At 51.4% G+C, this 14,198-nt stretch carries 7 protein-coding genes and 1 CRISPR repeat array; of the genes, 2 read left to right on the top strand and 5 right to left on the bottom strand.

What is annotated here, in order from left to right; translation table 11 throughout:
* Positions 1-418 precede the first annotated feature (418 nt).
* A CRISPR array of direct repeats spans positions 419-3,095; the repeat unit is 28 nt; unit sequence GTTCACTGCCGTACAGGCAGCTTAGAAA.
* A 111-nt stretch (positions 3,096-3,206) separates the two neighbouring features.
* From infA to trxB, 5 genes are all read right to left on the bottom strand, one after another.
* Positions 3,207-3,425, bottom strand: coding sequence for a translation initiation factor IF-1 (gene infA / locus H9644_RS16735; RefSeq protein ID WP_001040187.1), 219 nt, complete (start codon positions 3,423-3,425; stop codon positions 3,207-3,209).
* Positions 3,426-3,709: 284 nt separating this feature from the next.
* The gene (gene aat / locus H9644_RS16730; protein ID WP_064528286.1) at positions 3,710-4,414 is read right to left on the bottom strand and encodes a leucyl/phenylalanyl-tRNA--protein transferase; all 705 of its coding nucleotides are present in this window, start codon (positions 4,412-4,414) and stop codon (positions 3,710-3,712) included.
* Positions 4,415-4,458: 44 nt separating this feature from the next.
* Positions 4,459-6,180, bottom strand: coding sequence for a heme ABC transporter ATP-binding protein/permease CydC (cydC, locus tag H9644_RS16725; RefSeq protein WP_191775454.1), 1,722 nt, complete (start codon positions 6,178-6,180; stop codon positions 4,459-4,461).
* Positions 6,181-7,947: a heme ABC transporter permease/ATP-binding protein CydD gene (cydD, locus tag H9644_RS16720; protein ID WP_064528292.1), complete on the bottom strand. Its 1,767-nt coding sequence runs from the start codon at positions 7,945-7,947 to the stop codon at positions 6,181-6,183.
* Positions 7,948-8,069: 122 nt separating this feature from the next.
* Positions 8,070-9,035, bottom strand: a complete 966-nt coding sequence (gene trxB, locus H9644_RS16715) for a thioredoxin-disulfide reductase (protein WP_064528295.1) — start codon at positions 9,033-9,035, stop codon at positions 8,070-8,072.
* Between the two features lie 544 nt (positions 9,036-9,579).
* On the opposite strand from trxB, the gene lrp reads away from it, so the two are divergent.
* Positions 9,580-10,074, top strand: coding sequence for a leucine-responsive transcriptional regulator Lrp (lrp, locus tag H9644_RS16710; protein ID WP_000228473.1), 495 nt, complete (start codon positions 9,580-9,582; stop codon positions 10,072-10,074).
* Between the two features lie 134 nt (positions 10,075-10,208).
* Positions 10,209-14,180 carry a DNA translocase FtsK gene (locus tag H9644_RS16705; protein ID WP_064528298.1) on the top strand — a complete coding sequence of 1,324 codons (3,972 nt, stop codon included), beginning with the start codon at positions 10,209-10,211 and terminating at the stop codon, positions 14,178-14,180.
* Positions 14,181-14,198: the final 18 nt, after the last annotated feature.

Here is a 14,198-nt window from a genome sequence, read left to right as displayed (position 1 = left end):
GGGGATTCGAACCCCGGATACGTTGCCGTATACACACTTTCCAGGCGTGCTCCTTCAGCCACTCGGACACCTCACCAGATTGTTTTGCTGCCTGACCTCATGGGTGGCAACGGGGCGCTACTATAGGGAGTTGGAGTAAAACGGTCAAGAAGAATTTATTTAGATTGGTTTGTTTGGTTATGCAATGAACACACGATTCGTTCGACCGAGATTATGACCGTATGCGTTCTGGTCAATTGTTTATCAAAAGCTATGTAGAAAATATGAAATTGAAGAAGTACCGATCGACCCTTTTTTCAGGGTGAAATGTAACTCATTGATTTTGTTTATTGCTATTTTGAAGTCTGGAAAAAGGGTATGACTCGGCGATTTTGTAAGTTTTAACAGTAAATCAATCGGATAGTCTGCTATTATTCCAGTTCACTGCCGTACAGGCAGCTTAGAAATCGCACGTGGCGATCCCTATCGGTGAGGAGTTGTTCACTGCCGTACAGGCAGCTTAGAAAACAGGGGCGCATGGCGCACAGCGACGCGAAATGTTCACTGCCGTACAGGCAGCTTAGAAAAGTCCACCAGCGCGCCGCCGTGTGTGCTGTATGTTCACTGCCGTACAGGCAGCTTAGAAAACAGGGGCGCATGGCGCACAGCGACGCGAAATGTTCACTGCCGTACAGGCAGCTTAGAAAAGAAAGTGCAGAAAAAAGAGGCCTCGCACGTGGTTCACTGCCGTACAGGCAGCTTAGAAAGGTGCCAGAGAACGGAATATACGGCACCCTGTGTTCACTGCCGTACAGGCAGCTTAGAAAACTCAGCAGTAATATTCCCGTCAGACAACGTAGTTCACTGCCGTACAGGCAGCTTAGAAAATTAATTGCGTGAATTGCTGTTCATTCATTTTGTTCACTGCCGTACAGGCAGCTTAGAAACGCCGCGCCATGCTTGTTTGTATCTCTCTCCCGTTCACTGCCGTACAGGCAGCTTAGAAATCCGATAACGAGAGGAAATCATCACCACCGGAGTTCACTGCCGTACAGGCAGCTTAGAAAGAAACTGGTGCCGAAGTACAGGCCAGTACGATGTTCACTGCCGTACAGGCAGCTTAGAAAGCCGACAATAGCCAGGAACATGAGCGTGATCGTGTTCACTGCCGTACAGGCAGCTTAGAAAAGCCTGGGTGATGTTGTCGTCATTTAATGTGCGTTCACTGCCGTACAGGCAGCTTAGAAACAATACGGGTAAGAAATTTTTCGTGCGCCACTGTTCACTGCCGTACAGGCAGCTTAGAAATACCAGGACTACTCCCGCAGCGCCGCCAGCGTGTTCACTGCCGTACAGGCAGCTTAGAAAGACACGAACAGATCGCATTGTGAACACCTCCGGTTCACTGCCGTACAGGCAGCTTAGAAAAACCTGGTTTAATCCTGCTGACGAAAAACAGAGTTCACTGCCGTACAGGCAGCTTAGAAAGGAGTGCCTGCAATCATTCAGGCTGCTGCCGTGTTCACTGCCGTACAGGCAGCTTAGAAACACAAATTCCCCAGGCCAGCTACTGACACTAAGTTCACTGCCGTACAGGCAGCTTAGAAAACGCAGAGCGGCGACAACCTGACGTTCATTGCGTTCACTGCCGTACAGGCAGCTTAGAAATGTAATGTGCGGGAAGAAGAGAGGCGCTCACGGTTCACTGCCGTACAGGCAGCTTAGAAAGGCATCGGCTATGGCGTGTTTGAACTGATCCAGTTCACTGCCGTACAGGCAGCTTAGAAAACATTCCAGACATAACATTTTCGAGTCGCGCTGTTCACTGCCGTACAGGCAGCTTAGAAAAAAAATAACATATTCAAAGAAACCGTTTTGTTGTTCACTGCCGTACAGGCAGCTTAGAAACAAGGGATCAAATCTTTTGAGAGCAATTAAGAGTTCACTGCCGTACAGGCAGCTTAGAAAACTTGATGAAATTAGGCGCATGTACCTCCAGTGTTCACTGCCGTACAGGCAGCTTAGAAAGCTTTCTGCCAAATATTCGCAAATAGTCGTCAGTTCACTGCCGTACAGGCAGCTTAGAAAGCTTTCTGCCAAATATTCGCAAATAGTCGTCAGTTCACTGCCGTACAGGCAGCTTAGAAAACTCGCCGTCGTCCTGCTCGCCAGCCTCTTCCGTTCACTGCCGTACAGGCAGCTTAGAAAACTCGCCGTCGTCCTGCTCGCCAGCCTCTTCCGTTCACTGCCGTACAGGCAGCTTAGAAAAGATTGGAGAACAGATCCGCGTCAACTGTCGTGTTCACTGCCGTACAGGCAGCTTAGAAATCAGCTTCAAAACATCGCGTCACCAACATTTCAAGTTCACTGCCGTACAGGCAGCTTAGAAATTAGATGAGAGTGTGCGTGCCTTCGACTTTACGTTCACTGCCGTACAGGCAGCTTAGAAACTGATGGTTGGATAAGCTGTAGTGAGCAGATGCGTTCACTGCCGTACAGGCAGCTTAGAAAAGCGTGAGGCGGTTACCCTGTCGGCGCCCACGGTTCACTGCCGTACAGGCAGCTTAGAAATGGTGGCGTATGCAGGGCTATGCGCTGGAAATGTTCACTGCCGTACAGGCAGCTTAGAAAAAGAAACGCAGCAGCGTTGACGCCGCGATTAATGTTCACTGCCGTACAGGCAGCTTAGAAAATAATTTGTTTTTGCACCACTGTACCTCGTTAAGTTCACTGCCGTACAGGCAGCTTAGAAAAGCAGCGATGCGAAGCTCTTGAGGCGGATCAATGTTCACTGCCGTACAGGCAGCTTAGAAAGCAACAAGGGGGGCGCATGACCGCAAACATTATGTTCACTGCCGTACAGGCAGCTTAGAAAGAACGCAACAGCAGCACGACATTCAGCAGTGCGTTCACTGCCGTACAGGCAGCTTAGAAAACGTATCCGTAACCAGTTTAACGTCGTGGGTAAGTTCACTGCCGTACAGGCAGCTTAGAAAGCAAACCAGATTTGGGATAAGGTTAACTCAGGGTTCACTGCCGTACAGGCAGCTTAGAAAGGATACGTTCATTTCGAAACGGTGAACTGCCTGTTCACTGCCGTACAGGCAGTTTTCAAACTCAACGCTCCATCCTCCAGGATTTACTCCCCATAACTCCAAACGCAAAAAAGGCCGGTTAAACCGACCTTTTACTCGTTCTTTCTCTTCGCCTATCAGGCGGTAAAACAATCAGCGACTACGGAAGACAATGCGGCCTTTGCTCAGGTCGTACGGGGTCAGTTCAACAGTCACTTTGTCGCCCGTCAGGATGCGGATGTAGTTTTTGCGCATTTTACCGGAGATGTGTGCAGTAACCACGTGACCGTTTTCTAACTCTACGCGGAACATGGTATTAGGCAACGTTTCCAGAACGGTACCTTGCATTTCAATATTGTCTTCTTTGGCCATCTAATCCTCTGGGGTATCACTACCGTAATTTGAACCGGCAAGATAATGCCGAAGTTCTGTAAATAAGTAAAGATTTGTGCGCTAATTCGCAACAAACAGGTTTGGCACATAACTCCGAAAACACACGGCTAAGCCGCACTATAAGCGCAACGTATAAGGGAGCGGTGAGATAAACGATGGGCGTTACCTGACGCGAAAAGTTCCTTATCGGCAGCGGAGTAATGAGCATAACCAACTCTGCGACCGCAATTATAACACTCTGGGGAGAAATGTGCCGAAAACATTCATTCTTGTGGTGAAAACAATCGCCGTGGTACCCAGAAATTATTTGGTAACCGTTCGAGGCGCAGTTGATAGAGATAATTGAGGTAATCCCGACGAGGAATTTCGCAGGCGCCAAGCGAGGCAGTATGGTCATTTAATACCTGGCAGTCGATAAGCTTACCGCCATGACGGATAAATTCGTCACAAAAAACCAGGAGCGCCGTTTTCGAGGCATTCTCCATGCGGCTGAACATCGACTCGCCACAAAACAGTGTTCCCTGCGCCACGCCGTACATGCCGCCGACAAGTTCGCCTTCACGCCACACTTCTATGGAATGGGCATGGCCCAACTCGTGAAGGCGATGGTAGGCTTCGACGACGTCTCGCGTTATCCATGTTCCTTCTTCGCGATCGCTGGCGCAGCCTTCAATAACCTGACCAAACGCGTAATTCAGCGTGACGCGATAGGGGGAGCGCTTATGAAAACGTTTCATGCTGCGGCTTATATGCAGTGATTCTGGCCATAAAACCGCACGTGGATCAGGCGACCACCAGAGAATAGGATCGCCCGGAGAAAACCATGGGAAAATACCGCGCTGATAAGCCATGAGTAGCCGCGCAGGGCTGAGATCGCCTCCCAGCGCCAGCAGGCCGTTAGGCTCACGTAATGCGCCTTCCGGGGAAGGGAAGGCTATTGAATGGCGAGAAAGCTGAACCAGGCGCATGACTGCAAAACTCCACTACGCAAGTCGGATCGTTCAATAATAGCTTACAAACCCTGCTTAAACTGGTAATAACGCCCCTGTCTGGCAAGCAGTTCTGCATGAGTACCTTGTTCAATAATTTGCCCGTTGTCCATCACTATTATTTGCTGAAAATGTGAAAGTCCACGCAGCCGATGTGTAACCATTAATAGCGTTTTCTCTCGCATCATTTCAGCCAGTAATTCGAGGATCTGACTTTCAGTTGTGGCATCTAAGCCTTCAGTTGGTTCATCCAGCAATACCAACGGCGCATCGTGCAATAGCGCACGGGCGATAGCCAGACGACGCAGTTCGCCGCCGGAAAGCTGACGTCCACCTTCTCCCAACCAACTGTTAAGCCCTGCGTCTTCGAGTAGTTTCTCCAGACCGACGCGACGGAGAATTTCAGCTAGAGTGTCATCAGTAGCGCCAGGTGCGGCGAGTAACAGATTATCGCGCAGTGTGGCGCTAAACAGATGCACTCGCTGCGGCACAACGCTGATGGTCTGGCGCAATGTCGATTCATTCAGGTCTGCGATCGGGCTGCCGTTAAGCAAAATCTCACCCTGTTGCGGGTCCCATGCGCGGGTTAGCAGTTGTAACAATGTTGATTTGCCGCATCCGGTTCGCCCGAGAATCGCAATATGTTCGCGGGCGTTTGCCTGAAGAGAAATCCCTTTAAGCGCTTGTTGGGATTGTTCCGGATAAGTGAACGCAACATCCCGTAACGTCAGGGAAACCTGCTCGGGAACGGCGGACTGAGTATCCGGAAAGGTCACTTCTGGTTTTTGGTCCGTTAAGTCAGTGATACGCATGGCAGAAGCAATAACTTGCCCCAGATGCTGAAATGCACCTGTCACCGGAGCCAGGGCTTCGAATGCAGCCAGTGCACAGAAGACAAACAGCGCAATTAACGCGCCTGGCTGGCTATTACCGCCAACGCCGCCGGAGGCCATCCACAGCATCAGAATCACCGCCAGCGCGCCAATCAACAGCATAATTGCTTGCGAGAGCGCGGTCAGTTCGGACTGACGACGCTGCGCTTCCAGCCACTGAATTTCGGTGTTCTCTAACTGCGTGCGATAACGATCGCTGGCACCAAAAATGGTCAATTCAGCTTGTCCTTGCAGCCAGGCGGTTAACTGTTGGCGATATTGACCGCGAAGATGGGTAAGATTTTGCCCGGTGCTTTTTCCCGCACGATAAAACAGCGGCGGCATCAGGAACAGTGTCAGCAACATAATGCCGCCCAGCGTGAAGGCGAGGGTGAAATCAAGAAAACTTAACCCGACAGTCACCACCATAATCACCACAAAAGCCCCTACCAGCGGTGAGATAACGCGCAAATAAAGATGATCGAGCGTATCAACATCGGCGACGACGCGGTTGAGCAACTCGCCCTGGCGATAGCGCGCCAGCCCGGCAGGGGAAAGGGGCAGCAATTTGCTGAAGGTGTAAATGCGCAGATGTTGCAACACGCGGAAAGTCGCGTCATGGCTCACCAGACGTTCAAAATAACGCCCAGCGGTACGGGTGATTGCTGCGCCACGCACGCCTGCAGCGGGTAGCATATAATTGAAGCTGTACAGTCCTGCAACGCCTGCAACCGCTGAGGCGGAGAGGAACCAACCAGAAAGTGTCAACAAGCCGATACTGGCCAGCAGTGTGACAATTGCCAGTACAATACCAAGGCTTAACATCCACTTATGACGCTTATACAGAGCCAGATAAGGAAGCAACGCGCGCATTTAAATCTCCTCCTGACGATGGGCCAGCAACGTGGCGAATGGACCGTTAGCGACGCTTAAATCAGCGTAACAACCTTGCTCAATAATCTGACCATCCTGCATTACCCAAATGACATCCCAGTCAGCAAGATCTTCTAACTGGTGGGTGACCATCAGCGTTGTCTGGCGCTGCGAGGCAGCACTTAGCGCCTGCATCACACGCTGCTCGCTGTGTGCATCGAGGCTGGCTGCAGGTTCATCCAGTAATAACAGTGAGCAGGGATGAAGTAATGCACGCGCTACTGCCACACGTTGTGCCTGACCTACGGAAAGGCGGGCAGCCTGGTCGCCCACGGGAGTATCGATACCTTGCGGTAGGAGTGGCAGAAACTCGCTGACCCAGGCGTTATCCAGAGCTGTTTGTAACTCTTGTTCGCTGGCATCAGGTCGCGCCAGCAGCACGTTGTCTCGTACTGTTGCCGCGGGTAATTGCGGATTCTGACCAACCCAGGAGAGATGTTTTCGCCATGATTCCGGAGATAAATCCCGCAATTCAATGCCGTTGATCTGCAGCGAGCCCTGATAGGAGAGAAAACCGGAAAGCGCATTCAATAGTGAGCTTTTCCCTGATCCGCTTCGTCCCACCAGTACCGCACGTTTGCCTGCCGGTAATGAAAAGTTCAGCGGGCCAGCCAGTGTTTTACCTTCAGGCGATGTGATGAACAGATCTTTGGCTTCGATGGTCACTGGTTCGGTAGACGTTAACTCAACTTCACCACGCTGTGGATGGGCGAGGGGCGTTTCCATAAATGTTTTCAGGCTGTCAGCTGCGCCAACAGCCTGGGCTTTAGCATGATAAAACGTGCCGAGATCACGTAACGGCTGGAAAAACTCGGGAGCGAGGATCAACGCAAGGAAGCCCGCAGCTAACGTCACGCCCGTGCTGTAGTGACCGAAATCAAGCTCGCCGAGATAGGAGAAACCAAAATAGACCGCCACCAGAGCAATCGACAGCGAGGTAAAAAATTCGAGAATGCCGGAGGATAAAAACGCCAGCCGTAGCACTTCCATTGTCCGTTGGCGGAAATCTTCCGAAGCAGAGCGAATGCTTTCAATTTCAGCTTCACCACGACCAAAAATACGCAATGTTTCCATGCCCCGCAGGCGATCGAGAAAATGTCCACTTAAGCGAGCAAGAGCGAGAAAGTTACGTCGGTTAGCATCGGCAGCACCCATCCCAACTAAAGCCATAAACAACGGAATTAACGGTGCAGTGCCGAGTAAAATAAGTGCCGCGGCCCAGTTAGAAGGGAAAATTGCGACGACAATCAGTAGTGGTACTGAGACTGCCAGCGCCATTTGCGGTAGGTAGCGAGCGTAGTAATCATGCATATCGTCAATTTGCTCGAGCACCAGCGTCGCCCAGCTCCCCGCAGGTTTACCCTGAATCCAGGCAGGCCCTGCCTGCTGCAAACGGTCAAGAACCTGGCGGCGGATAGCAAAACGAATATGTTGCCCGGCGTGATAGCCCACCCGTTCGCGTAACCAGACCACCCATGCACGCAGCACAAAGGTCATCACCAGCAAGGTAAAGGGAAGCAGCAAGGCTTCTCGGGGAATGTTCTCCATGATCATATGTTGCAGAATTCGCGCCATAAACCAGGCCTGGGCAATTATTAATATGCCGCTCACAAAGCCCAGCAGACGAGAAATATTCAGCCAACGTTGGGAGATGACGCTTTGCTGTTTTAACCAGCGGGTTAACTCTTTTTGACGGGATTTATTCATTGCACGCTTAGCAGGTGAGTTATCAGAATTTTTTGCAGGGCAATGTTACAACGGAGGAATAATAAAGGCGACCCATAGTCGCATGGTGTCGCCTTATTTACTTTTGTTACTGATTTGTAAAATTATTTTTTGTCAGCTAAACCGTCGAGGTAGCGTTCCGCATCAAGTGCCGCCATGCAGCCTGTACCGGCGGAAGTAATGGCCTGGCGATAAATATGATCCATCACGTCACCTGCGGCAAAAACGCCCGGAATACTGGTCTGGGTGGCATTACCATGAATACCCGATTGTACTTTGATGTAGCCGTTTTCCAGTTCCAGTTGTCCTTCAAAAATAGCAGTGTTCGGACTGTGACCGATAGCAACAAACAGACCAGCAACGTCGAGAGACTCGATATTATCGCTGTTTTGCGTATCGCGCAGACGAACGCCAGTGACGCCCATCTGATCGCCGATCACTTCTTCCAGCGTACGGTTAGTGTGCAGAATGATGTTGCCATTCTCCACTTTGTCCATAAGACGCTTAATGAGGATTTTTTCCGCACGGAAACCATCCCGGCGGTGGATCAAATGTACTTCGGAAGCGATGTTAGACAGATACAGCGCCTCTTCAACCGCAGTATTGCCGCCGCCGATGACCGCCACTTTTTGGTTACGATAGAAGAATCCATCGCAAGTCGCACAGGCAGAGACACCACGACCTTTAAAAGCCTCTTCAGAGGGCAGGCCGAGATAGCGTGCAGAAGCCCCGGTGGCAATAATCAGCGCATCGCAGGTATATTCGCCGCTGTCGCCAGTCAGGCGGAACGGACGATTCTGCAGATCCACTTTATTGATGTGGTCAAAAATAATTTCAGTTTCAAACTTGGTAGCATGCTCATGCATACGTTCCATAAGCAGCGGGCCGGTCAGATCGTTTGGATCGCCAGGCCAGTTTTCTACTTCAGTGGTCGTCGTCAGCTGGCCGCCTTTTTCCATGCCGGTAATCAGTACCGGTTGCAGGTTGGCGCGTGCCGCGTAGACAGCCGCGGTATATCCTGCCGGGCCTGAGCCCAGGATAAGCAGTTTACTGTGTTTGGTCGTGCCCATGAGATCCCCATAGTTGTTGGCAGACAATGGGCAGGATTGTAGGGAATTTACAGACGTAAAAAAAGAGTATGACGATTTTGTTAACGATTTGTGCAATCGACAAAAGCGATAAGCGTGTCAAATTCTCCCGTCATTATCACGCCTGCTACTTAATTTTTCCGGTTTATAAGCCGATTAAATGATGATTAAACGTCACTGTTAATGAATAACTGGCATGTTGTACTAAAAAACGATGTTTTGCTTTGACAATCACCTGGTGTTTTGCGAAAACATTCGAGGAAGAAAAAAACAGTATTGTTATGTGCGCATAATCATGCATGTAAATACCATGTTTACCGTGCTAGTGAAATCTACGCATGGCGTGGACAGACGCCATTCGTGATGTCGATAGCTGCCTCAAGGCAACGGTCTTCTCACCGTAGACCCAGGCATTGCGAGCCGTGAATCTTAATGATTTCGGTCTATCGTGACAGGTAGCGACTCTGAACAGTGATGTCTTCAGGGTCAGACAGGAGTAGGGAAGGAATACAGAGAGACAATAATAATGGTAGATAGCAAGAAGCGCCCTGGCAAAGATCTCGACCGTATCGATCGTAACATTCTTAATGAGTTGCAAAAGGATGGGCGTATTTCTAACGTCGAGCTTTCTAAACGTGTGGGACTTTCCCCAACGCCGTGCCTTGAGCGTGTGCGTCGGCTGGAAAGACAAGGGTTTATTCAGGGCTATACAGCGCTGTTGAACCCGCATTATCTGGATGCATCACTTCTGGTATTCGTTGAGATTACTCTGAATCGTGGCGCTCCGGATGTGTTTGAACAATTCAATACTGCTGTGCAAAAACTTGAAGAAATTCAGGAGTGTCATTTAGTATCCGGTGATTTCGACTACCTGTTGAAAACACGCGTGCCGGATATGTCAGCCTATCGTAAGCTGCTAGGGGAAACCCTGCTGCGTCTGCCTGGCGTCAATGACACACGGACATACGTTGTTATGGAAGAAGTCAAGCAGAGTAATCGTCTGGTTATTAAGACACGCTAACACGGAACAGGTGCAAAATAAGTGTATTTTGATTACACTCCTGTTAATCCATACAGCAACAGTACTGGGGTAACCTGGTACTGTTGTCCGTTTTAGCATCGGGCAGGAAAAGCCTGTAACCTGGAGAGCCTTTCTTGAGCCAGGAATACACTGAAGACAAAGAAGTCACATTGACAAAGTTAAGCAGCGGGCGCCGACTTTTGGAGGCGTTGCTGATTCTTATTGTCCTGTTTGCCGTCTGGTTGATGGCAGCCTTGTTAAGCTTTAACCCTTCGGACCCCAGCTGGTCGCAAACGGCCTGGCATGAGCCTATCCATAATTTAGGCGGGGCGCCAGGTGCGTGGCTGGCAGATACGCTGTTCTTCATTTTTGGCGTGATGGCTTACACCATCCCGGTCATTATTGTTGGCGGCTGTTGGTTTGCCTGGCGTCATCAGGCCAGCGACGAGTACGTTGACTATTTCGCCGTTTCTCTACGAATTATTGGTGTGCTGGCGCTTATCCTTACGTCCTGTGGCCTTGCGGCAATCAACGCGGACGACATCTGGTATTTTGCCTCCGGTGGCGTAATCGGTAGCTTATTAAGCACTACGCTGCAACCGCTGTTGCACAGCAGTGGTGGGACCATTGCGCTGCTCTGTGTTTGGGCGGCAGGCCTGACGTTGTTTACTGGCTGGTCCTGGGTGACCATTGCCGAAAAACTGGGCGGCTGGATTTTAAACATCCTCACTTTCGCCAGTAACCGCACTCGTCGCGACGATACCTGGGTTGATGAAGAAGAGTATGAAGACGACGAAGAGTATGAAGATGAGAAGAACGGCAAACAGCATGAATCGCGCCGTGCTCGTATTCTTCGTGGCGCGTTAGCGCGTCGTAAACGTCTGGCGGAAAAATTCATCAATCCGATGGGGCGGCAAACAGACGCTGCATTGTTCTCCGGTAAGCGGATGGATGATGAAGACGACGTTACCTACACTGCGCGCGGTGTAGCCGCTGATCCTGATGATGTCCTCTTTTCAGGCAACCGTGCAACGCAGCCAGAATATGACGAGTACGATCCATTATTAAACGGCGCCCCAATTACTGAACCTGTTGTGGCAGCAGCTGCTGCTACCACGGCGACGCAAAGCTGGGCTGCGCCGGTTGAACCTGTTACTCAGACGCCGCCTGTTGATGTTCCTCCTGCACAACCGGCTGTGGCCTGGCAGCCTGTGGCGGGGCCGCAAACGGGCGAGTCGGTCATTGCCCCTGCGCCGGAAGGTTATCCGCAACAACCTGTGCAGTCACAGCAGCCATATTATGCGCCTGCTGCGGAACAGCCTGTTCAACAACCTTATTATGCGCCTGCGCCTGAACAACCTGTTCAACAACCATATTATGCGCCAGTGCCTGAACAGCCGGTTCAGCAGCCATATTATGCGCCTGTTGCGGAACAACCTGTTCAACAACCTTATTATGCACCAGTGCCTGAACAGCCAGTGGCTGATAACGCATGGCAAGCTGAAGAGGCGCAATCCACTTTTGCGGCGCAGTCTACATACCAGCCTGAGCAAACTTACCAGCAGCCAGCCGTTCAGGAGACGTTGCGTCAGCAGCCGCCTGTTGTAGAACCTGAACCGGTTGTTGAAGAAACAAAACCTGCGCGTCCGCCGCTTTACTATTTTGAAGAAGTGGAAGAGAAGCGTGCGCGCGAACGTGAACAGCTCGCCGCCTGGTATCAGCCTATTCCTGAGCCAGTTAAAGAACCTGAGTCTGTTAGACCTGTTCAGTTAGCTAAATCTGTTCAGTCATCACCGACTACCGCCGCAGTCCCTCCGGTAGAAGCCATGGCAGCTGTTTCGCCGCTGGCATCAGGCGTGAAGAAAGCGACTCTGGCGACAGGTGCTGCCGCAACGGTTGCAGCGCCTGTTTTTAGCCTGGCAAACAGCGGTGGGCCTCGACCACAAGTGAAAGAGGGTATAGGCCCGCAGTTGCCACGACCAAAGCGTATTCGTGTTCCGACTCGTCGTGAACTGGCATCGTATGGCATTAAGCTACCTTCACAGCGAGCCGCCGAAGAGAAAGCTCGCGAAGCGCAGCGTAATCAGTACGATTCTGGCGATCAGTATAACGATGATGAAATCGATGCGATGCAGCAAGATGAGTTGGCACGTCAGTTCGCCCAGGCACAGCAGCAACGCTATGGAGAACAGTATCAGCATGATGCGCCAGCTAATCCTGAAGATGAAGATGCAGCGGCAGAGGCTGAGCTGGCTCGTCAGTTTGCCCAAACCCAACAGCAACGTTATTCCGGTGAACAACCTGCGGGAGCAAATCCATTCTCACTGGATGATTTTGAATTTTCGCCGATGAAAGCGTTGGTGGATGATGGCCCACACGAGCCGCTGTTTACGCCCATTGTTGAACCTGTTCAGCAGCCGCAACAACCGGTAGCGCCGCAGCCGCAGTATCAACAGCCGCAACAATCAGTTGCGTCGCAGCCGCACTATCAGCAGCCGCAACAACCGATAGCGCCGCAGCCGCAATATCAGCCGCCGCAGCAACCTGTAGCGCCACAGCCGCAGGATACTCTACTTCATCCGTTGTTAATGCGTAACGGTGATAGCCGTCCGTTGCATAAACCAACGACGCCACTACCCTCGCTGGATTTGCTGACACCACCGCCAGGCGAAGTTGAACCGGTAGATACCTTTGCACTTGAGCAAATGGCGCGTCTGGTAGAAGCGCGCCTGGCCGATTTCCGCATTAAAGCTGATGTGGTCAACTATTCACCTGGGCCAGTTATCACCCGCTTTGAGTTGAATCTGGCGCCGGGCGTAAAAGCAGCGCGTATTTCTAACCTGTCACGCGATCTTGCTCGTTCATTGTCGACCGTGGCGGTGCGCGTGGTTGAAGTCATTCCAGGTAAACCTTACGTAGGTCTGGAGTTGCCGAACAAAAAACGACAAACCGTTTATCTGCGCGAAGTACTGGATAACGCGAAGTTCCGTGATAATCCATCGCCGCTGACGATTGTTTTGGGTAAAGATATCGCAGGCGATCCGGTCGTAGCCGATCTGGCCAAAATGCCTCACTTGCTGGTTGCGGGGACCACCGGTTCCGGTAAGTCGGTGGGTGTAAACGCCATGATCCTGAGCATGCTCTATAAAGCGCAGCCGGAAGATGTTCGTTTCATTATGATCGACCCGAAAATGCTGGAGCTTTCGGTTTATGAAGGCATCCCGCATCTATTGACGGAAGTCGTTACCGACATGAAAGATGCTGCCAACGCATTGCGCTGGTGCGTAAATGAAATGGAACGTCGTTATAAGCTGATGTCTGCGCTGGGTGTGCGTAATCTGGCGGGGTATAACGAAAAAATTGCTGAAGCCGATCGCATGATGCGTCCGATTCCAGACCCGTACTGGAAGCCAGGTGACAGTATGGATGCGCAGCATCCGGTGCTGAAAAAAGAGCCGTACATTGTGGTGCTGGTGGATGAATTTGCCGACCTGATGATGACGGTAGGTAAAAAAGTGGAAGAGCTGATTGCGCGTCTGGCGCAAAAAGCCCGTGCCGCAGGTATTCACCTCGTGCTGGCAACGCAGCGCCCTTCGGTGGATGTTATTACTGGGCTGATTAAAGCGAACATTCCAACCCGTATCGCCTTTACCGTATCCAGCAAGATAGACTCACGTACCATTCTTGATCAGGCTGGCGCGGAATCACTGCTCGGTATGGGGGATATGCTCTATTCCGGGCCGAACTCAACCATGCCGGTACGTGTTCATGGTGCTTTTGTTCGCGATCAGGAAGTTCATGCCGTGGTGCAGGACTGGAAAGCGCGCGGTCGTCCGCAGTATGTTGATGGCATCACCTCCGACAGCGAAAGCGAAGGCGGAGCAGGTGGTTTCGACGGTGCTGAAGAACTGGATCCGCTGTTCGATCAGGCAGTGGCGTTCGTCACTGAAAAACGCAAAGCGTCGATTTCCGGCGTACAGCGTCAGTTCCGCATCGGTTACAACCGTGCAGCGCGCATCGTAGAACAGATGGAAGCGCAGGGGATCGTCAGCGAACAGGGGCACAACGGTAATCGTGAAGTGCTGGCCCCGCCGCCGTTTGACTAATTGGTGCATCGTAGGCCG

This window comes from Escherichia whittamii (assembly GCF_014836715.1).
Classification (GTDB): Bacteria; Pseudomonadota; Gammaproteobacteria; order Enterobacterales; family Enterobacteriaceae; genus Escherichia; species Escherichia whittamii.
This window is presented reverse-complemented; position numbering and strand designations above follow the sequence as displayed.

What these genes read in the sequence shown, in the direction of transcription:
- infA (WP_001040187.1), bottom strand. Translation starts at nt 3,425, where the DNA reads ATGGCCAAAGAAGACAATATTGAAATGCAAGGTACCGTTCTGGAAACG.
- aat (WP_064528286.1), bottom strand. Translation starts at nt 4,414, where the DNA reads ATGCGCCTGGTTCAGCTTTCTCGCCATTCAATAGCCTTCCCTTCCCCG.
- cydC (WP_191775454.1), bottom strand. Translation starts at nt 6,180, where the DNA reads ATGCGCGCGTTGCTTCCTTATCTGGCTCTGTATAAGCGTCATAAGTGG.
- cydD (WP_064528292.1), bottom strand. Translation starts at nt 7,947, where the DNA reads ATGAATAAATCCCGTCAAAAAGAGTTAACCCGCTGGTTAAAACAGCAA.
- trxB (WP_064528295.1), bottom strand. Translation starts at nt 9,035, where the DNA reads ATGGGCACGACCAAACACAGTAAACTGCTTATCCTGGGCTCAGGCCCG.
- lrp (WP_000228473.1), top strand. Translation starts at nt 9,580, where the DNA reads ATGGTAGATAGCAAGAAGCGCCCTGGCAAAGATCTCGACCGTATCGAT.